At 41.5% G+C, this 21676-nt stretch carries 16 protein-coding genes; 6 read left to right on the forward strand and 10 right to left on the reverse strand.

Features of this window, described 5'->3' with window-relative positions; all coding sequences use genetic code 11:
• The 9 genes from H6G05_RS20335 to H6G05_RS20375 all read right to left on the reverse strand — a co-directional run.
• Positions 1-207, reverse strand: a 207-nt coding sequence (locus H6G05_RS20335) for an IS1 family transposase (protein ID WP_190578217.1), incomplete at its 3' end; no start/stop codon positions are given.
• A gap of 121 nt (positions 208-328) precedes the next feature.
• Positions 329-859, reverse strand: a complete 531-nt coding sequence (locus tag H6G05_RS20340; protein WP_190580886.1) for a chemotaxis protein CheW — start codon at positions 857-859, stop codon at positions 329-331.
• 17 nt (positions 860-876) lie between these two features.
• Positions 877-3807: a hybrid sensor histidine kinase/response regulator gene (locus H6G05_RS20345; RefSeq protein WP_190580888.1), complete on the reverse strand. Its 2931-nt coding sequence runs from the start codon at positions 3805-3807 to the stop codon at positions 877-879.
• Positions 3808-3869: 62 nt separating this feature from the next.
• A complete protein-coding gene (locus tag H6G05_RS20350) occupies positions 3870-6191 on the reverse strand; it encodes a methyl-accepting chemotaxis protein (RefSeq protein WP_190580890.1) in 2322 nt (773 codons plus the stop codon).
• A 65-nt stretch (positions 6192-6256) separates the two neighbouring features.
• The gene (locus H6G05_RS20355; protein WP_190580892.1) at positions 6257-6769 is read right to left on the reverse strand and encodes a chemotaxis protein CheW; all 513 of its coding nucleotides are present in this window, start codon (positions 6767-6769) and stop codon (positions 6257-6259) included.
• A gap of 1 nt (position 6770) precedes the next feature.
• A complete protein-coding gene (locus H6G05_RS20360; RefSeq protein ID WP_190580894.1) occupies positions 6771-7136 on the reverse strand; it encodes a response regulator transcription factor in 366 nt (121 codons plus the stop codon).
• Positions 7137-7217: 81 nt separating this feature from the next.
• Positions 7218-7577 (reverse strand): response regulator transcription factor, encoded by a 360-nt coding sequence (locus tag H6G05_RS20365; protein WP_190580896.1) that lies wholly within the window; start codon positions 7575-7577, stop codon positions 7218-7220.
• Positions 7578-7809: 232 nt separating this feature from the next.
• Positions 7810-9108: a response regulator gene (locus H6G05_RS20370; protein ID WP_190580898.1), complete on the reverse strand. Its 1299-nt coding sequence runs from the start codon at positions 9106-9108 to the stop codon at positions 7810-7812.
• Positions 9109-9559: 451 nt separating this feature from the next.
• Positions 9560-10858: a response regulator gene (locus H6G05_RS20375; protein ID WP_190580900.1), complete on the reverse strand. Its 1299-nt coding sequence runs from the start codon at positions 10856-10858 to the stop codon at positions 9560-9562.
• 421 nt (positions 10859-11279) lie between these two features.
• On the opposite strand from H6G05_RS20375, the gene H6G05_RS20380 reads away from it, so the two are divergent.
• Both H6G05_RS20380 and H6G05_RS20385 read left to right on the forward strand, forming a co-directional pair.
• On the forward strand, positions 11280-12119 hold the full coding sequence (locus tag H6G05_RS20380; protein WP_190580902.1) for a YdcF family protein: 840 nt from the start codon (positions 11280-11282) through the stop codon (positions 12117-12119).
• Positions 12120-12353: 234 nt separating this feature from the next.
• Positions 12354-14180 carry a polysaccharide deacetylase family protein gene (locus H6G05_RS20385; protein ID WP_242025698.1) on the forward strand — a complete coding sequence of 609 codons (1827 nt, stop codon included), beginning with the start codon at positions 12354-12356 and terminating at the stop codon, positions 14178-14180.
• Positions 14181-14425: 245 nt separating this feature from the next.
• Here the strand turns inward: H6G05_RS20385 and H6G05_RS20390 are convergent, their stop codons facing one another.
• Positions 14426-16741 (reverse strand): sialidase family protein, encoded by a 2316-nt coding sequence (locus H6G05_RS20390; RefSeq protein ID WP_190580906.1) that lies wholly within the window; start codon positions 16739-16741, stop codon positions 14426-14428.
• 257 nt (positions 16742-16998) lie between these two features.
• On the opposite strand from H6G05_RS20390, the gene H6G05_RS20395 reads away from it, so the two are divergent.
• The 4 genes from H6G05_RS20395 (at position 16999) to H6G05_RS20410 (ending at position 21673) form a co-directional block, all read left to right on the forward strand.
• Complete coding sequence (locus H6G05_RS20395; protein ID WP_190580910.1) at positions 16999-18165, forward strand: glycosyltransferase; 1167 nt, start codon at positions 16999-17001, stop codon at positions 18163-18165.
• A gap of 26 nt (positions 18166-18191) precedes the next feature.
• Entirely contained in the window at positions 18192-19136 is a 945-nt protein-coding gene (locus H6G05_RS20400; RefSeq protein WP_190580912.1) for a glycosyltransferase, read from the forward strand.
• 148 nt (positions 19137-19284) lie between these two features.
• Complete coding sequence (locus tag H6G05_RS20405; RefSeq protein WP_190580914.1) at positions 19285-20562, forward strand: O-antigen ligase family protein; 1278 nt, start codon at positions 19285-19287, stop codon at positions 20560-20562.
• A gap of 64 nt (positions 20563-20626) precedes the next feature.
• On the forward strand, positions 20627-21673 hold the full coding sequence (locus tag H6G05_RS20410; RefSeq protein ID WP_190580916.1) for an acyltransferase family protein: 1047 nt from the start codon (positions 20627-20629) through the stop codon (positions 21671-21673).
• Positions 21674-21676 lie beyond the last annotated feature (3 nt).

Below are 21676 nucleotides of genomic sequence, written 5' to 3' on the forward strand. Positions count from 1 at the left end.
GTCTGTCCCTGTAAAAATATGGAACACTTTCCCACATTCCCGACACTTGTATTTGACGATTGGTGTACGTTGGCGATCGTGTGGCGCTTGTCCCACTGGTATTGCGTGTCCATTGGGACAATACAATCCTTTCGGATGTAGAATTTCTAATAACCATTCATAGCAGGCTTGCTCATCTAACAATTCCGTCAGGGGAAATTTGATCATGGCATCTCTATCGATTCATGAAAATGACTCCCTCCTATTTTGCCATTTCACCTGCTTCCCCATATGAGCGAGGAAAATATATTGCCCTATTTCACCTGCTGAATCTAGGTTTAAAATTTTGCTACAACAACTCAGGCTTTTTCTTTGGCTTTACCATATTGGAGATCAGGCGATCGCTGTCGATTACAAATAGTGAAGGCAGATCCTCAGAAGGAAGAGTCATCGAACTGATAAAGTCAACTTTCCAGCGTTGGCTATAGGTTTGTGGTAGTGACACAATCTGATCTTGAGAAACTCTTTGAAGTGCAGGTTGGGAATTACTGAGGATACCAATTAAGTGTTCATTCTGACTATGCACAATAATCAAGGAGGGTTTGGAAGCCACGACCGCTCCATTAACAACTAACTGAGGGATATTATCTACTGTTCCTTTAGTTGAACCAAATAGTATTTTCCCAAGATCGACTATCGGCACATTTTGTCCTAAAAATGTAATTCTAGGAATATGTTTGTCTAGGGGAATTACCCGATAAATAGACTCGATCGGGAGAATAAACCAAGCAAGACGTAAGCGAAATGCAACATATTGCTTAACAATATCAGGACGAAGTTCTGAAAGTCGTTGCGATCTTAGGGAAGAAATGGCTGGCATAATTTGATAATTCGTAATTAATTAGCTACAAGTTGAGATAAAGTTTGCAGAAGCTCATTATCTTTAAAAGGTTTAGCAAAATAAGCTGATGCTCCTAGACGCATAGCTAAATCTCGGTGTTTATTGCCACTGCGCGATGTGAGCATCACCACAGGGATGTTTTTGCAATTCTCATCACTACGAGATTGAACTAGGAAACCAAACCCATCTAGTCGAGGCATTTCAATATCACAGATGACAGCCCTGACGTGAGAACTCTTAGGTAACGTTTGCAATTTCCGCAATTTCTCCATCGCTTCCAAACCATCTTTAGCTTGTTCAACTCGATAGCCAGACTTCTCTAAGGTCATCGCTAAGAATCTACGTACGTTAATAGAGTCGTCAACTATCAATACAGTAACGCGCCGATCGCTTCGCTCAGATGGCAAAGTCAGGGATTTGCTAGGAGGTGCATCAATGTCGGCGATCGCCCAAACTAGTAAGTTGTCAATATCTACCAGTGGTACGAGTTTACCACCGCCTAAAATTGCACAACCCATAAATCCTGTTGGCATCGGAATCAAACTTTGCACACCACGGATCGTTACTTCTTGCTCACCCCAGTAACGATCAACTTGTAATCCAAAGGGAACGTTATTGCGGGTGACAATTAGCATTAAAGGTTCGTCTACAATCGGGCGATTTTCTGTCTCGATTTGGAATTGTGGGCGTGAGAAGTGCAGGCGATCGCCTAGTTTTAACAAAGGCACAGAATAACCTTCCCAATCCACTACTTCTTGATCGGCGACGGGATAAATGGAAGTGTCTTTGATTAAGAGAATTTCTTCGACAGCGCTGGTAAGAATTGCCATCTGCAAACCGTTACTCTCAAATAGCAGTACCCGTGCAATTGAGAGAGACACAGGTACGGTTAAAACAAAGGTCGTTCCTTGCCCTGCTTCGGTTTCAACCCGCACACTGCCGCCAATCATACTGAGGTTTGAGCGCACTACATCCATACCGACACCACGTCCTGAAAGCTCAGTCACGCGATCGGCGGTGCTAAATCCTGCTTCAAAAATTAGCTCTAATAGTTCTGATTGACTAGAGCCATCCAGATCACTCTCGCTTAATCCCATTTGCAAAGCGCGATCGCGTAGTTTCGCAAAATCAACACCATTACCATCATCACTAACGGTAATTACAGTTTGATTACCCCGATAGCCTGCGGCAATTTCGATCTTTCCCTTTGGTGCTTTGCCAGCCGCCATCCGTACTTCTGGCGTTTCGATGCCATGATCAAAGGCATTGCGAACTAGATGTAAAAGGGGATCTTCCAAAACTTCTAAAACCGAGCGTTCAACTAGAGTGGAGCTACCACGGACTACAAGTTCTACCTGTTTGCCGTGAGCTAATGACAAATCCCGTAACAGACGGGGAAAGCGTCCTAGTACTTCGCTGAGCATTCGCATTCTAGCTTGTTCGATCGCTGTTTGCATTTGGCGAGATGCTCGACCCAGTTCCCGTTCTGTACCTTCCGTATCCGTTAAGGCAGTTTCTAAGTCGCTGGAAACCTCCTGTAACTGCACCACACTATCCATGATTTCCCGTGATAGCACATGTAACTCGCTATAGGAGTCCATTTCTAATAAATCAAAGCGACTAGTATAGGGAAGAATTGATTCGTTGTTTGGACTTTGATTGGTAAAGCGATCGCCTTTAATATTGCCCTTAATACTTGTCAGCGTTTCCGAGGCAATTACTGCATTGATCGGAATGAAAGATTCTGAGGAGGTTGCCACCCGATCATATGCGTCTCTGAGTTGAGCATTAGATTGCTCTAATCCATGCATTCTCGTATTTAAAAGCTGAACTAGATCGCGCATCCGTTTTAGCTGAAGTCGTAATCCGCTACGTTCAGCATTCAACTCACCAAAGCGATCGCTAAGGGCTTCTAACTGACGCAAAGGTATCCGAATTGTCGCGTCTAGACTTTGTTCAGAGGTTGAAGGATCGTTAACTACTGGGGAATGCTCTGTGTTTAAATCTTGGAAATTCGCCAGATCGAGCGAAGATTGTTCAAGACTAATAGCTTCATCTTCATGCAGAAAATCACTATCTAAAACTTCTTGAGTGTTTTCTCCGAGATTAAAAGTATTGAGAGAATCTGGACTTGCATCTAAGCGAGATGGTGCTATTTCAAAATGCTCTGGTAAAGCCTGAAACTGACTAACCAATACAAGGGCTTGCGATCGCCTCCAAGCTTCTAGAGCCGCAGTCGTCACATCTTGAAGATTATGGTCTTTATTAGCTAAGGCTGTACCAATTTCCGCACAAAGTTGGCTAAATGCTGGTAATTCCAACATTTCACCTAAACAGCCAAATTCTTGACTAGTAAGTTCAAATTCTTCCCTTAGCACTTGTGAATTTTGATCAGCAAGTACATTGGTTAACCTTTCTAGACAAGCATCTACCTCTGTTGCAAACATGAGGACACGCATATCCTGTCCTGCTTCTTCAGAAAGTAAACTCGCTTCATCCTGCGCTGACAAGTCTCCTAAGATTTCATGCAGTTGTTGGAAGGGAGAATTAATATGTTCTTGCAACCAGTTTTCTGGAGGAATTTTCCGCTGCTTATGAATCTTGGCAACCTTTCCCATCCCATCGATCGCCGCCAGAAATAGGCTTTCCATGTCTGGGGCGATCGCTGTTTGATTACTAGCTTGCAAAATCTTAAAAAAGTCCTCTAAACGATGAGCCAGTTCACTGAGGGCATGAAATCCCATCATTGCTGCACCACCTTTCATCGAGTGAGCAGCCCGTAAAATTTTATTGATTGCCGATCGCTGCAAACCGCGATCGCTTAAGCCTAATATTTCTGTCTCAATATCTGCTAGGAAGTCCTTAACTTCATCCAGAAATAATAATCGAACTTCCCATTCGCGATCGGTTAATGTATTAGTTGCCATATCGACCTCCACGTAATTGTTTAATTATTTTTTAGGTATGTGCAAAGCACATACCTAAAAAATTAAGCAGCATCAACCTTAAAAGTTTCTACCGAAGCTTGTAACTTACTAGCAACATTGGCGGTTTCCTGTAGAGCGATCGCCACTTCACGGGAAGTTTCCGATGACTTTTGGGATTGGGTCGAGAGGTTTTCCATAACCTGTTTCACTGATTGCGAGGTCTGCACCTGTGAAGTCGTAGCGATCGAAATACCTTGGAAGAGTTCATTTACCCTTGTGGCAACCTGTACAATCTGGCTTAAACTCTTTCGCGCATCTTCAACCTTGTTTGTACCTTCAACCACCTGTAAAGTACTAGCTTCCATTGATTCGACCACTTCACTAGTCTCCTGTTGAATGCTTTCAACAATGCGGGCAATTTCTTTGGTCGCCGTTGCTGACTGAGCAGCCAGTGCGCCGACTTCTTCCGCAACCACCGCAAAGCCTCGACCTTCTTCACCCGCACGCGCCGCCTCAATACTGGCGTTTACCGCTAGCATGTTGGTTTTTAGTGCGATTTGGTCGATCAAAACGACAACCTTAGAAATCTGTTGCGAAGCTTCACCGAGTCGTTTTACTTTTTTGGTAGTTTCGGCAACGGTTTGGCGCAGTTGCAAGATACTGGCTGCGGATTGCTCGATCGCCACGCTACCAGTTTCTGCGGTGTTCGCTGCCAAGGTGGAGGCATCAGCCGCCTGTCTAGCATTACTAGCCACCTGCTGAATCGAGTTAGTCATCTTTTCGACAGATTGCAATGCTTCATCAAGTTGTTCTGCTTGTAAGGTGGCATCTTGGGCAAGAGTGCGAATCGACTCATTGTTGGTATTGACTGATGTATTTACCTGTAAAGTGGCAAGTTTTACCTGTGTTACAACGTCTCGCAAGCTTTCAACGATCGCGTTAAAGAAGTCGGCAACGATGCCAATTTCACCAGCTGAGATTTGAGCGCGAACAGTTAAATCTCCACTCACCGCACCTTCAACGTCAGATAGTAGGGTGATTAACTCGCGTTGAATGGATTCACTGCGTAAACGTTCTTTTTCTGCTAATTGCTCAGATTGCTGCTTTTGTTCTTCTTGCAGCGCAATAAAATCTTGTAACTGCCCTGCCATCAAGTTGATGTTGTTACCAAGTTGAGCGATCTCATCCTGTCCTGTAATGTCAAGACGGGTTTCAAGATTACCTTTCCCTAGTTCAACTACGGCTTCTGTGGCTTCAATAATCGGGCGGGTCGCACGTCGAGAGATAGCGATTGCTAAGATAGTCGCCAAAATAGCCACGGCTAACGTTACTGACACCAAGATTAACAATAGTTGCTGCAAAGGTTTGAGAGCGATCGCCGTGTCAATGGCGATGACTGCATCCCACTTTAGGTCTGGTAATCCATCCAGCTTGGGAAGCGGTGAATAACCCACAAATTGTTCATTATTAGAAATTAGATCGATTGATGTTGCTGAACCTATTTCCCGTTTCTCAACTAGAGGAGCTAATGCTGGAAAGTCAGTTTTTAGATCGCGTCCAACTTGCTCCTTCTCAAAAGCCACGAAAAACTTGTTATCAGATTCAATCAAGTGATAATGGTCACCGCCAACACTAAAATCTTTGATAATATCTTCAAGAGCAGATGCTTGCATTCTGGTTCGTATAACGCCAATAGTTTTTCCCGTTATAGAATCTTTAATTGGTGCAGCAATAAAGATACTGACCTTCTTAGTAACAACAGAGGCTTCGGGCTGACTGATAAATGGTCTGTCTGTACTTACCGTTGTCTGAAAGTAGGGACGTTTAGCGATATTTGTAGGTGGTGGCTCTGAACTAGCATCGATAACTAAGCTGCCGTCTAAGCGATAGACGGCAATACTGTCATAGACAAGGTAACTCTTGAGATAATTCTCTAAAATTGCTTTCTGTTCGGATGCGGGCAACAAAGCCTGCACTTTTGGGTTTGTCAAGAATGATAGTTGTGCAAGTACTTGAATATCGCCATATCGTTCTCGCATGAAATAGGCAACCCGATAGGCCATCCCATTAGTCTGAACCACCTTAGATTGTTTTGTCGTATTGGTGATATCTTGGGCAACAAAGTAATAAGAAAATCCTCCGATCGCCAGCAAAGGGATCGTGATTGCGGCAACAGATACAATAGTGGTTTTTGTCCGCAGCCCTAGATCTTGCCACCATTTTCCAATTGATTTTTTATGGACTACAGGCGATAAAGGGATAGAAACCGATGAATTGCTAGGAGCTGCCGTTTCACCACTGTCATTGCTAGATGCTTTAGTACTATGACCGTTGTTGTTGTGAACTTCAGTGCTATCGACGCGGGAACGTGAATCAAGAACCATTGTTTAAAACTCCATTTTCAAGGAAAAAGTTACAAAGAAAAGAGAAAATCCAATTTACATCCAATCTAAACAGTGAAACTATGACTAGCGATCGCCTCCGCATCTAATACATACAGATTGTTTTGATTGCCTTCAGCCTGAATGAGCCAACCATGCAAAAATGGCACAGTTTCAGCTGGATTTTTGGACTGCGGCGAATCTTGAGGAGATACGATCGCAGTCTCGGCAAAACGAATTACCCGCCCAATGCGATAAACGCCCAAACCCAGAAATGATCCACCAATTTGCAAGATCGCAATATGTGTCTCAAGCGCAGTGGAATCAAGGGGCGTAAATCCTAATAATTGCGGTAAGTCCAATACCCAAAAAACGTTACTGCGATGCTCAACTAACCCCATCAGACAGGGGTGGACATTGGGCATTTGCGTAAACCGATTGGTAGCCAGTACCAAGGTTTCACGCACAAATTTTAGTTGCACAGCAACTGTAATCTCTTGATCTAATTGCAAGGTCAAATATGGCAAGTCTACACTTGCTTGTATTTCTTCTGCTTGTAACTCGATCATTAAGTCGATCATCTTAGCCTCCTAAACCTAGCGATCGTAAGGCTTGTAAAATATCCTCTTTGGTAAACGGCTTAGTGAGATAGACATCAACCCCCTGTTTCATCCCCCACAGGCGATCGAGTTCTTGACTTTTGGAAGTGCAAGCAATGACAGGCACTTTACTAGTAGCAACTTTTTTGATCGCCCGACATAGTTCCAATCCACTCATCCCTGGCATTACCAAATCTGTAATGACTGCATTTGGATTAGTTTTACTAAACTTCTCTAATCCTTCTGTCCCATCAGCAGCACTTACTACTGCATACCCCCCCTGTCGCAAGTAATCACAGATTAACTCACGTTCTGAATTGGTATCTTCAACAACTAGTACTGTAATCAAGATCTCTCTCCTTGCTATATATAAGTCAATAGGGGCTTTCTGTCATTTATGGCTCTAGTCTGCATTAGATGACAAATATGTCTAAGCAACAGAGCGTACAGCCCGTAAAATATCTTCACGGGAGAAAGGCTTGGTAACATAGACATCAATTCCTTGTTTCATCCCCCATAACTTATCAAGTTCTTGATTCTTAGAAGTACAAGCTACAATTGGCACATCTTTTGTCTCACTATTTTTTTTCAGACTACGGCATAGCTCTAAGCCACTCATCCCAGGCATTACCAAATCTGTAACAACGACATCTGGCTTTTTACCTTCGATTTTTTTGAGGGCTTCTTGCCCATTAGCAGCACTGATTACGTTGTAACCACTTTCTACTAAATAACTAACAATCAAGTCTTGCTCAGAAGCAGTATCTTCAACTACAAGTACGGTGGTCATAATCCATTCCCTCTAAAATTTTGTTGTGGGTTTGCGTTGGTAACTAAAGACTTTAGTAAATAAGATTTTACTTTTGGCATTCATCATATTTTGTCCAAACTAGTAATTCCTAATAAAATACTTAATAAAACAAAAGATACCACACAAAAGTAATGTGCTTTTAGGTTTGTGTTTTTTAACTTACACAAAGCTAAAAATCAATCCTGTTTTCCAAGTTTTTCATCACCAACACTCACATGAGATGGCGCATGATCATCTTTAGTAAATCAGCTTGGGTAAAAGGTTTGGTCAAATAATCTGTAGCTCCTGCAAGCCTTGCACGAGCGCGGTCAATCAATCCTTTATTGCCTGTCACCATGACAATGGGAATATCTTTTAAAATCGAAGATTTACGAATTAGAGTACAAAGTTGATAACCATCAACATTGGGCATTCCAATATCCAGCAGAATTAAATCAGGACGGATAGAATTAATCTTCATCAAGGCTTTCATTGAGTCTTGAATGAGCATAACCTGAAAATCTTGAATTCCTAAATAGCTGCTGATGATGCTAAGCATTGATTCACTGTCATCAATGCAAACAATCTTCCATGTTTTGACTGTCTGCTGAGCTGAAATTTGCGAAATACCAGAGTAGTCGTTGTCGATCGCTTCATCTTCTTCCACTTCGTCATTAAATGCACCTGAAAGTTTCTCAATGCTTTCCTGTTCTTCTTCAGGTGTTAGGCGATAGGTGTGTGGTAATAAGTTAAAAGGAGGTAAAGGTTCTTTTAAGGAGATGGAGCCATCGCCAATCAGAGAACTCAGTTGTTTAGCGATCGCGAGGGGATCTTTGCCCAATAATGCACCTAACTGACAAAAGTTAAATCCACGGAGAATCCTGCCAAGGCTCTTGACAGTCTCGACAGACATGCGTTTTGTAGCCTCTTTCTCGCTGACTAAATATGGACATTGATAGGGAGAATAAATTGCAGGTCCCAGCTTATACCAAGCTTTTAACCTTTGCTCAACAACTTCCAAGGTGCGATCAATAGACAAACTACAGTAGGTATCCCGCAATAAGTGAGCATAAAAACTGCTGCTTAAGTTCTCATTAGGAAGGCATAGGAAAGCTTCTATCACTTCTTGAATAATGCGAGCCACCAGTTTACCCGCAACTATTTTGGTTAGATAATTTTCATTAACTAGCCATTGAATCGCAAGGTATTCCGTACAGAGGTTTTCACTGGTCTCCTTATACTTTGTCTGTTCTGGCGAAGTCTCGTCAAACATCAAACGCAGTTGCGATCGCAATTTGTCGTTCAGTGCAGGAACTTCGCGAGTTAGTCCCCGCAAATGCCTTTCTACTCTTTCAAAGCTTTCTAATGAATGCGATGCATAGACCAATTTTCCCCTTTCAACATAGAAAGACCAACGAATGCGATCGCAAACAACGTACATGCATCCATTTTTACTGGATTCTAGGTTCCCTAAAAGCTTCCTAGGCGAATGTTTGTATTCGTCAATCATATCGATAGTGTTATATATCATGACTTACCCCAATAGCAAAAACTAACTTTAGGATTAATCTCAAATTCCCCGCGACGAAATACTATTTGATTTTTGATGGGTCTAAAAGACATGGTTAAAACACGATATCTTTTATCTCAAGATTTTATCAAATCAAACTGTAAATAGTTGGATTTGAACTTAACGATACATATTCAATATTAAACCATTATTTGTTAATAATAAATAAATTAAAAATAAAATAAAAATTTATAAGGTAAAGCCAAAACACAAAAGTGTAGCCACACTTTTGTGTTTTGGGATAACTCTAAATCGTTTGTCGGTTTTTGAAATTTGGGTTCGTGGAATAATATAGCTATAGCCACCTGTATCAGGACAAATCAAACCCCAAATATTGTGAGGTGGTGCGAAGCGCCGCCTCACAATATTTGGGTTTTATGTCCTAGCTATCTCTTAACAAAAAATTAGAGGTCTACATCAGATGACGCATAACCATCTTCAGTAAATCAGCTTGTATAAATGGCTTAGTCAAATAATCTGTTGCACCCGCCATATTTGCTCTAGCTCGATTGATTAGACCTTTATTGCCTGTCACCATAACAATGGGAATATCTTTTAAACTAGAAGACTTACGAATTAAAGAACAGAGTTGATAACCATCAACATTAGGCATTCCAATATCTAGCAGAATTAAATCAGGATGAATCGAACTGATTTTGATCAATGCTTTCATGGAGTCTTGAATGAGCGTAACTTGAAAATCTTCACTTCCTAAATAGCTGCTGATGATGCTAAGCATTGATTCACTGTCATCGATACAAACAATCTTCCACGTTTTAACAGATTGATTTAAAACTATTCGTGAAATACTAGAAATATCATCATTGTTTGCACTCTCTTCTGTGTCAAAAGTTTCTGCAAGTTTTTCAATGTTTTCACGTTCCTCTTCAGGAGCTAGATAGTATGTACGTGGCAACATGTTAAAAGGTGCTAAGGGATCTCTTAATAGAATTGAGCCATCACTAATTAAGGGGCTGAGTTGCTTGGCGATCGCTAGAGGATCTTTGCCTAGTAATGCACCTAACTGACAAAAGTTAAATCCACGTAAAATCCGACCCAGCCGCTTGACTGTTTCCGTAGACATCCGTTTTTCCGCAGTTGTCTGGCTGACTAAATAGGGACATTGATAGGGAGAGTTAATCGTTGGTCCTAGTTTGTACCAAGCTTGGAGTCGTTGCGTAACTACTTCTAGAACCCGCTCAATTGTTAAACTACAATAGGTTTCTTTCAAGAAATGCTCATAATAGATGCCTCCAAACTTGCCATCTGGTAGTCCTAGGAATGTTTCAACAACCTCTTGAATGATTCTTGTAATCAATTTGCCTGCCATGACTTTTGATAAATAATTATCATTAACTAGCCACAGAATTGCTATGTATTCCACACAGAGAATCTCGCTAGTAACTTTGTACTTAGCATTCTCTGGAGATGGGTCATCAAATATGAGTCGAAGTTGCGATCGCAATTTGTCGTTCAAAGCTGGGACTTCTCGACTTAAGCTTCGCAGATGTCTTTCTAATCTTTCAAAACTATCTAACGAGTGGGACGCATAGACCAATTTGCCCCGCTCGATATAAAACGACCAACGGATGCGATCGCGTACAACATAAACACATCCGTCCCTACTTAACTCTAGACTCTTTAATAGCTCTCTAGCAGATTCTTTTGGCTCTTTATCTACACTATCGATGTTAACTTCAGCACGCATCATGATTAGTACCAATTGCTAGGCGTGAACTCGAATATCTCCCCCCATGAGTATATTCTTCGATTATATATTTAGAGATTCTATACTTTTTGACTAAAGCTTTTTTAGTTTCCTTGAATATTCATTAAACCATAAACCTCACTTAAATAAATAAAATACTTATATAGCAATCCTAAATGGTTTGTGGAAGCGCACCCCAAAGGGGTGCGCTTCCACAAACCCAAAAATCTACAAATGATTTAGGACTGCTATATATAGCAATGTAAGTTTTGCTTAGGACATTAAACCCAAAAGATGATAGGCGGCGCTTCGCGCCGCCTATCATCTTTTGGGTTTTGATTTTTGTCCGAGCTGTCTCTTACATTCAAAATCATGGATCTGATTCAAAACCAGCTTAAAATAACTTAAACCCGTCTTTAAAACTGTGTCGCTTTTTTTATCAAAACTTTTACCACTGTTCTTTTATCCCCTTGGGCTGTCGAGTCTCTTAATTACGATCGCTTTACTGAATTTACTATGGCAATCCAAACGATCGCGCAATCCTAGTAACTCTAGTAAACCAATCAGCTTATTAAAAAAAAATCGTTTTGCTTCATTCCTAATCGGCATCGCGCTCGTGGTTTTATTGCTAAGCAGCAATGAAATTTTTTCTAAGTGGTTAGTGCGATCGCTGGAATGGCAATATTTGCCCAACGGTGATATCCCCCAAGCTGAAGCGATCGTCGTTTTAGGTGGTGGTACTCGTCCGCGCATAGCACCTAGACCTTGGTATGAGGTCAATGAAGCAGGCGATCGCATTTTGTACGGCTCATGGCTGTACAAACAGGGCAAAGCTCCCTTAATCATCGTTACTGGTGGTCGTGCTGAATGGTTAGGCGACGGTGGCAATCCTGAATCCGAAGATATGGCGGCGATCGCCGAATTTTTGGGTATACCCTCTAGGGCGATTATCCAAGAGTCGCAATCTTTTAATACTCGTGATAATGCGGTCAATACTAAGCAAATCCTCGATCAAAGAGGGATCAACAAAATATTGCTGGTAACATCGGCTCTACATATGCCGCGATCGATGGAAATTTTTCGGAAGATTGGTTTTGAAAGCATTGCCGTTCCAACTGACTTTTTATCGGTGCAAAATGAAAATAGTAAGGGTTTGGCGGCAGTGCTAGATTTGCTACCTACCGCAGATGCGCTCAGAAATACGACTAATGCCATCAAAGAATATATTGGGCTACTTGTTTATCAATTAGCGGGATGGGCTTAAAAGAAGATGGGGCGCAAAGCGCCCCATCTTCTTTTTTTAATGCAGAGAAATTTTTAAAAAGCTTGCTAAACAAGCTTTTTAAAAATTTCTCTGCGTTTGTTTAAGTTTGAGAGAAGCGCATAGCCCTGTATGGGGACTTGTGTACATGAGGTCTCTCTGATTAAATAGGCGCTAGTAATATCAACAAAGTTATAAATCTTTATGAGCAGGGGAAACGGCAATAATAACGGCAGCATGAACACAATTTGGCTCGTGCTGGGATTAGCTGCCCTCGGTACTGGCATGGGCGCAGCGATCGCCTCACGACTAGTTTCCTATCGTCCATCCTCTGCGGATATAGTCATCAATGAAACAGCTTTAAATCCTGTTACTCCAGTGAGCAATGACTCACAGGCTTTTTGTCAATACAATGCTTTGGACTCGGTGACGGCTTCGCTGTATCAGGTCAGAGCGATCAATGCGATCGCCAATGATCCGTTACCTGCTTTATCAAGTTTGAGCAGCACCATTAATGCTGACCTGATCGCCAGTTTTACCCCTGCGCCATTTCCTCAAATTAGCGATCGCGCGCGTACTGCCAAAATCCCGATCATCATGTATCACGACATCTCTCCTACTAAAGATGTGAGTTGGGATGTCACCCCCGAAGAATTGGAAAGACATTTTCAAGCGCTCCAAGAAGGTGGATATACACCAATTACGATGGATAGAATGGTTAACCATCTAAGGACTGGCGCACAATTACCCGAAAAGCCTGTACTACTCACCTTTGACGACAACTACGTTGGGCAGTATAAATATGCATTTCCATTGCTGAAGAAATATAACTATCCTGCTGTCTGGTCGGTGCATACGCGCTTTGTGGGTACTGGCGGACAGAAGCCCAAGGCTACATGGAATCAACTGCGAGAAATGCAAAAAAGTGGTCTGATTACGGTTGCTTCTCATACGGTCAACCACTTGAATTTTCGAGATCTGAGCGATGCTGAAATCGAGAAAGAAGTAACAGAATCAAAAAAGGTTCTCGAAAAAGAATTAGGGATTGCCATCGACTACTTTACCTATCCTGAAGGAGACTTTACCGACAAAGCTAGAGATAAAGTCAAGGAAGCTGGTTACAAAGCAGCATTGTCAATGAGTCTCGATCCAAGGCAAGAGCGATCGGCTAATGAGTCAGAAGATTTATTAACAATTATGCGTTTTGGGCAGTCGCGCTTTGATGAAGCGATTGAGCAAGCATCTGGAGGAACTTCTACTAACCAAGTTGCACTTTTACCCACGGTAAGTAATGGAGCCATTAACTTTACTAGTCCTGTGGAGAAACGTAAAGTTACCATTGATGGGCTACCACTTACCCTTGTTCATGGTGGTCGCGTTGTGACAACCCATGCGGATAGCCGTTATCAGGTTGCCGAAATTATGACCAAGACTCCTAATGCGATCGCCGCTGTTGATGGAACCTTCTTCTCTTTAGAACACCTTGATAGCAATAAGATGATTGGTCCTGTGTTGAGCCAATTTTCTAGTAAGGCTGGAGTCTTTATCAATGGTAACAAGGGCGAAAATCCACTTCTCAATGGTCGTCCCCTAGTCTTGATAAGTCCTACGGCGATTAAGTTTATTCCCTACAATGCTGCTAAGCACAATTCGCTAGAAGCGGTAAGAGCCGAACTCCCAGATGTGACTGATGCTTTTGTGGGGGCTGGTTGGTTAGTTCGTGATGGTAAACCCCAACCAGCAGAATCCTTTGGTAAGCTTTATGGTTTTGATGCTAGCCGCGATCGCGCCTTTTGGGGGATTGATCGTTCTGGTAGACCGACCATTGGCGTAACTATGGAAATGATCGATTCGGTTGGCTTGGGCAAAATATTAGTCAAAGCGGGATTGCGTGATGTGGTCATGCTTGACTCTGGTGCGAGTGCTGCCCTTGCCTATCGAGGTAAATCAGTCATGGCTTACGAGCCACGTCCTGTTCCGCATATTGTCGCGCTTCTCCCACCCGATCCTGCGCCTGTGGAAACTGCTGAGAAACCGAATTGTCCAGTTAGTTTAAATCCTTAGTTCTTGGCTGTATAGCTGTCACCAAGTGTATGAGGACATAAAACCCAAGAAGAGAATGGCGGCGCGAAGCGCCGCCATTCTCTTCTTGGGTTTTGCTTTTGTCCTAACACAATCGACGGCAGCTATATATAATACCAATTCACAAAAGTGTGACTACACTTCTGTGAATTAAAAAACAAACCCTGTAAGGGTTTTAAAAACATAAAATGGCTACGCCATTTTGTGTTTTGGTATAATTCCTAGTCCTATTGGGGTTGCCCGTAAAGAATGCCACGACCGCCTGTTCCTACATACACTCGACCGAATGTAAGGCGATCGCCTTCTAGATAGGTTATATCTCCCAAAACATGGCTATTGGTGGAAACCTTTACCCATGTTGCCTTAGCGGCATCTCCCGACAGGCTAGTTGCATCATCTGACCGAAATAGCCCCTTAGTATCGTTAATAATGCCATTGACAAAGACTGTCGGATTGCGGCGACCGTTAGCTGCTTTGCCAAAGGTAATATTGCTGGCTTGCTGAACATTTGCCAATTTGTGAAAGCTCAAGCCAGCATCACTGGAACGATATAGGGCGTTATCTTTGACTGTTAACCATACTTCGCCGCGCATATCAGGAGCAGCTTTTAGAGTATGAACCCAGTGACTGGGTAAGTCCACAGGAGTTTTTTGCCATGTGGCTCCACCATCGGTACTACGATAAAATTCTCCACGATTTGGGTTTTCGTGATGTTCACGATATTTATACAGATAAAAGATATTGCCATCTACACGATCAGAGGCGATCGCTTGACTCGAAAACCATACCTGCAAGGTGGTGCGATTAGGGGCATTCTGCACAGGTAGCCAAGTTTTACCACCATCTAGCGATCGATGTGGGTAAATGTTTCCCTGAGGAGCCCAAAGGATAATCGGATTACCATTGGCTTGCAAGTTAGCAGAGACTGCCACCTTGCCATTGATCGCCCCAACTGGAGCATTGGTAAAAGGTTGCCATGATCTGCCATTGTCTGAGGAATAGGCTGAACGCAACTGGCTATTTTCTCGACCTCCTTTACCCGAGGAACTGCCAACACGCACAATCATATTAGGATTGGCTTCCGCAAAATCAAGCCCTGTAGTATCGCCAAACTGTCCATTGTCATGGGTTTGTCGAGGGAGAATGTCAAGGGATTGATGACGAAATCCGTCCATATCAGCCACACCACTCAATAACTTAGCGCCATCTTTAACGGGAGGACTCTTGAGCGTAAATACTACTAATTCTTCTAGATTGTGCATGGCAGTACACCAATTTGATGGGTTTGCCGTAATATCCTCTGTCCGCATTACCCCAAAGCCAGTGGTGAGCCAAACTTGTTTTGGTTGCTGAGGGCTAATAGCCACTCCACCCATATAGGTGTAGAGATGCCAGTTTGGCCACCAGTCCACAGCTTTTACCTTGAGCTTGATATTTTGCCAGTTATTGCCGCCGTCCGTTGTCCGATATAGCCCAGTGGGCGAAAAGGGATAAGTGGCTACGATCACAGTATTGAGATTACTGGGATCAGAGGCGATCGCACTGTAATTTCTGCCCTTTGCAGGTGTAATTGATGTCCATTTGTTGGCGTGATACTTCCATACACTGCCTTGAGGATTAGATGGGGTGTTAAAAAAGGTGACGTACAAGCTGCCATCGGCAGTTACCAACCCTTGCTGAGGATGTTGATCGCGATCTGCTCCATGATCCAGCCTAGTCCAGCTTGTACCACCATCATTACTACGATAAACACCTTGACCCATTACCCCCACATAGATCACTTGAGAACGCTCAGCTCCCTGAGAATCTGTCTGTACCGATTGGTGATCAAACAAGACAAAGGTAATACCTCCATTCGCATCCATATTCGGGACTATATTGGCAAAGCTAGATACAAATTGCCAAGATTTAGCGCCGTCAATGCTGCGGTACAACCCATCTAACCGCGACCCAAAATATATAATCTGACTATTACGGGGATCAACTGCTAATCTTTCACCTGCCCAGCGCCATATTTCATTTCCCCCCATTCTTACCTGTTTGCCTTCTGGGGTTTTGAGATTGGTGGGAGTCCAAGTGTTTCCGCGATCGCTTGATTTTAAAATTTCACCATCGGCTTTTTGTGTATAGGCTCCAGTGGCTGCATAAATTACATCGGCATTACTCGCATCTAAGGCAATACTTTCAATGCTGTAGCGATCGCGGACACCATCTAGCAACTGCACCCAACTCGATGTCAACGTATTCCAGCGATATATACCACCCACATCTGTCCGCACATAGATCAAATCAGGTTGCTGCGGATGCATCACGATCCCCGTCACAAAGCCCATACCCGCGATCGCTACATTTCGCCAAACATAGCTCCCATCTTGGTTCAAATTAGTAGCCCCCGCCTCTAAGGATGCGCGATCGCTATCCCCAAGTGCTGCACAATTATGATCCCAATGATCCCAAGCCAATCTTGAGCAACTGCCCAGGGCCAACCCTGCGATCGCTAAAGAAATAATCACAGGGTTATATGGGTGCAATTGTCTAGCCATAGGATATTGATTAACGCAATTGGTAAATAAAACTTGCTGCTCTATGTCCAGTCATATGTCCAGTCAAGAGTGGTGCGGAGCTTTGTGCAGTAACACTCTTGACTTTATAGTGTCTATTTACTTGGTTGGGAAGGCAAAAATAAATTGACGCATTTGTTTTTGTAGTTGAAGATAAAGCTAGAGTAATTATGCATCAAATATATCAGCCCTAGATTTAGCAAATTCTTGATTTAGTAGCATACCTATTGAAGAAATCCATGACAGTACGACCTTCATCGCATTCCTTAGATGTCACAGAATCAGCTAATCTAAATTTTGACTCTACAACCGAAAAGATCAAAGTCCTCATGCTAGGACCTAGCTTAAATCATCAAGGTGGCATGGCATCTGTTGAGAAGCTATTAGTCCAACACATTAATCATGATATCGATGTTCAGCATCTATCAACCTATGAAGAAGGTTCAGGCCTACAGCGACTTTGGATCTTCCAAATGGCTCTATATCAACTCCTAGGGAAGTTATGGAAAAAAGAAGTAGATGTAATTCATGTGCATTTTTCTGAACGGGCGAGCGTCTTTCGCGCAGCTATTTGGATACTACTTGCTCGCCAATTTCGCAAACCAATTGTCATGCATAGTCATGGTTGCGACTTTCATACCTTCTATGAAGCCTTGCCCCAATTTGTCCAGAGCGTGATTAATTGGGCTTTTCAAAAAGCCTCCTGTTTCATTACCCTATCTCAAAGTTGGCAAGACTATTACATCAATCAATGTCAACTATCACCTGAGAATGTGGTGACTTTGATTAATCCTGTCAAATTGCCGCCGCAAGTACCTGATCGCCGCAATGTTCAAATTGTTAGTTTTGTATGTTTAGGACGTGTGGGTCAGCGCAAAGGTTCTTTTGATTTGCTCAGAGCCTTTGCCAAGCTATCGATCGCTCAGCAACAAAATGCAAGATTACTCCTCGCAGGTAATGGAGAAGTGGAAGAGGCGCAGCAGTTAGCCGAGCGTCTTGGTATTGCTGATCATGTAGAGTGCTTAGGTTGGCTGAGTGCCGAAGACTGTAATCAACTGCTTGAAAAATCCGATGTATTTGTTTTGCCTTCCTATGCCGAAGGGCTACCGATGGCAATTTTAGAGGCAATGGGTTGGGGGTTGCCAGTATTGAGTACCCCCGTAGGTGGTATTCCTGAAGTTCTGATTTCCCATCAAAATGGCATATTAGTTAATCCTGGCAATGTTCAAGAACTAACCGAAGCGATGGAAATACTGCTGGAAAATGAGGATTTGCGAATTAGTTTTGGAAAAGCAGCAAGGCAGAAAGTTGAACCTCTAAATATTGAAGGTTATCGCGCTCGACTGAGAAATATATATCGAAATCTACACAAAGGTCTGTCAGTTCAAGACCTTACATCTCTATAAATCAATCATCTATAAATCAATCATCTATGAGTCCACAACCCCTCGTTAGTATCCTAATCAATAATTACAACTATGGACGCTTCCTTCAAACCACGATCGCTAGCGCCTTAGAGCAGTCTTATCAACCCATTGAAGTGATTGTTGTAGATGATGGCTCCACCGATAACTCTCAAGAAATTATTGCAAGCTTTGGCGATCGCATTAAAGCAATTCTCAAAGAGAATGGAGGACAGGCTTCCGCATTCAACCAAGGCTTTGCGAGTAGTCAGGGAGAAATTATTTGTTTTTTGGATTCTGATGATCTATTTAGACCTGATAAGGTCGCAGCAATTGTCCATGATTTTCAAAAAGATCAAGAAATAGGTTGGCATTTTCACAACTTAGAATTATTTGGCGATGCCATTCCTATCAATCCCGCAGAAACGGATATCAATGCTCCCAATTTCTCAAGTATTTACAATCTCATGTCCAGTATGCGTCGAGGAAAACTAAGCAATACCTTGCCCTTTAAGCTCAACACGGCTACATCGGCAATGAGCTTTCGGAGATCGCTCTTAGAAAAAATCCTCCCCATGAATCAAAACATACGAATCACCAGTGATGACTATATAAAATACGCAGCTTTAGGCATTAGTAAAGGTTTTATTTCCTTTCAACCCCTTGCCAAGCAGAGAATTCATGGTAATAATGCCTATACTGGCAATACAAAAGTTGGCATATTAAAGGGGCTAATTCAGATCTTAACTGCCGCAAATCTTAAGGAAAAGTTTCCTGAATTATCGAAGTTTGCCAATAATCTTGCAGCCTTGGCGATTACGATCTTTTGGTGGCTCGGAGATGATAAATATGAGATGGAAAAGTTAATTAACAACTATCTCGCCAAAACAACATTGCCAGAAAAATTGCAGATATACAGCAAAGCGATTTATTACCGCCATATAAAAAATCTTCTGCCTAAACAAAAAAAATAGGCTAGATAACAGACTAATACCAATTCACAAAAGTGAGCCAACACTTTTGTGAATTAAAGACCAAACCCTGTAAGGGTTTTAAAACTAAAAATGGCGGAGCCATTTTTAGTTTTGGTATAAACAATAGATTGCGTAGGAGATGGCAGAGATGAACCCCATATTAAATCTTGTAGAACAGTGGTTTACGGTATTCTCTCTGATCTTTTTTACGGGTATATTGCGCTGGGCAAGCCTATTTGTATCGCCTGATGCTAAGGCAATCTCTGCCAATGATTTCAATCCATTTGATCCAATTAATGCAATTGTCCAATATCTAATCTATGCGATCGCCCTATTTTTTCTGCTCGCCCGTAAACAAAGCAGCATTAGGACTGCAAGAGGAAACATCCTCATCTGGCTATTACCAGTCTTAACCATCATCTCCTTTCTATGGTCAGATTTTCCCGATGAATCACTTCGCAAAGGAATAGTCGTCATCCAGACTAGCTATTTTGGTCTATATTTTGCCTCCCGATTTACCATCAAACAACAACTACATCTACTTGCTTGGACATTTGGTATCGTTGCAGTTCTCTCACTACTATTCGGGATTGCCTTTTCAGGAGCTTCAATCGAAGCAGGTGCAAATGCGGGTGCATTTAGAGGACCCTTTACTCAAAAAAATTTACTTGCTCGTGTTGCAGTCTTGGGCGCGATCGTTTTTTTAATTAATGCATTGAACGAACCAAAATATAAATTTTTTCTATGGGCAGGGTTTGCCTTAAATCTACTCCTAGTTTTAGCTTCCACATCCAAAACCGCTCTATTACTGCTGTTAATGGTGTTTATCCTGTTACCCCTATACAAAGCCTTACGCTGGAAAAGTACTATCACTATTCCCTTAGTTGTGGCAATTGTCGTCATTAGTGGCAGTCTTATTACTCTAGTTTTATCCAACTGGGAACTATCACTAAACGCAATCGGTCGAGATGCTACCCTAAGTGGTCGAGTAGGACTTTGGGAAGGAGCAATAGAAAAAATCATTGTAAGACCTTGGGTAGGCTATGGCTATCAAGCATTTTGGCGTGAAGATGGTGGAGCCTTTGATATTTGGTTGTCAGAAGGATATAAACCACCCCATGCCCACAATGGATTTATTAATGTTCCCTTAGATTTAGGTCTAATCGGATTATCAATTTTTTTAGCAATCCTTGCTATTAACTATGTGCGTTCTATAATCTTTTTACGCTCAGACAAAACAGTGGTCGGGCTGTGGCCCATCTATTACATCACCTTCTTTTTTATGTATAATCACAGCGAAAATACAATCATTGAACATAATTCAATTTTTTGGATTCTATTAGTATCAACCATATTGTCAGTAAAACAATATAATCGCAATCAAATTATTTACTCTCTAACATCTAAATCTCTGACCCAAGGATAGTCAGTGTTAAAGAATTATAGATAAAACAAAAGCTGCTAAATGTTCTTCTATCCTTTAGACTGAAATGATGAATACAAATATAAATAATCAAAGGATAGAATACATTGACTTTGCAAAAGCACTTGCGATCTTGTCAATTGTTATTTATCACTATTCACTGCCATATGTATCAGGAATCTTATCTAAATTAATCATGGTTGGAGGAGCAGGTGTACATTTGTTCTTTATCTTGTCAGGATTTGGGATTGGGCTTGCACCTCAGCCAATAAAAACTCTAAAGTTTTATCAAAAGCGCTTCTTGAAAATATTAATTCCCTACTATGTTGTAGTTTTAATTATCTTCACTATCAATTTAATTTATCCAATTTACAAAAATGATGGGCTATATGCTCTGGGAGGACACTTATTCTTTTATAAAATGTTTGATGAAAATATTATGACTAGTTTTGGATATCATTTTTGGTTTATCTCAACAATAGTTCAGTTTTACCTATTTTTCCCACTACTGTCTTATGTCAGACAAAAAATTCACTCAGATAAAAAATTTTTAGTAATATCACTTTTGATTTCATCTTCTTATTGGATTGTTTTAAGTTTTTTTAAGCTATATGACCAAAGAATATTTAATAGTTCATTTTTACAATATCTTTGGGAATTTAATCTAGGGGTAGTTCTGGCAAGTTTGTACATTTCAAAAAATTTTATATTATGGGAAAGTAATAAATTTGTTTGTTTCTTTTTGTCGATTTTAAGCTTTTTGATTGCAGCATTTTTAGAGTTAAAGGGCGGTATAGGAAGAATATTTAATGATGTTTTTTCCTCCTTAGGCTTTCTTTGTATTTCTATATTTTTATATGCAATCTGTAAATCGCGGTTTTTTTTGATTAAAGAGTTTATGATTTATATTTCCAAGATTTCCTATGAATTTTACTTGGTACACCTACTTATATTTGTTTTGATAAATAGTTGGCTAAATAATTTATTGTTAATACAATCAAACATTATTTATTCTTTTTTGTTGATTTTTCCGACATCAATAATAGCCGCCCATTTATTAATGAAATTCCTTAAATGGTTTTATCGACAACCATTTATAAGCAAACTAATGTAACCA

The organism is Phormidium tenue FACHB-1050 (assembly GCF_014696925.1).
GTDB lineage: Bacteria > Cyanobacteriota > Cyanobacteriia > Pseudanabaenales > Pseudanabaenaceae > Pseudanabaena.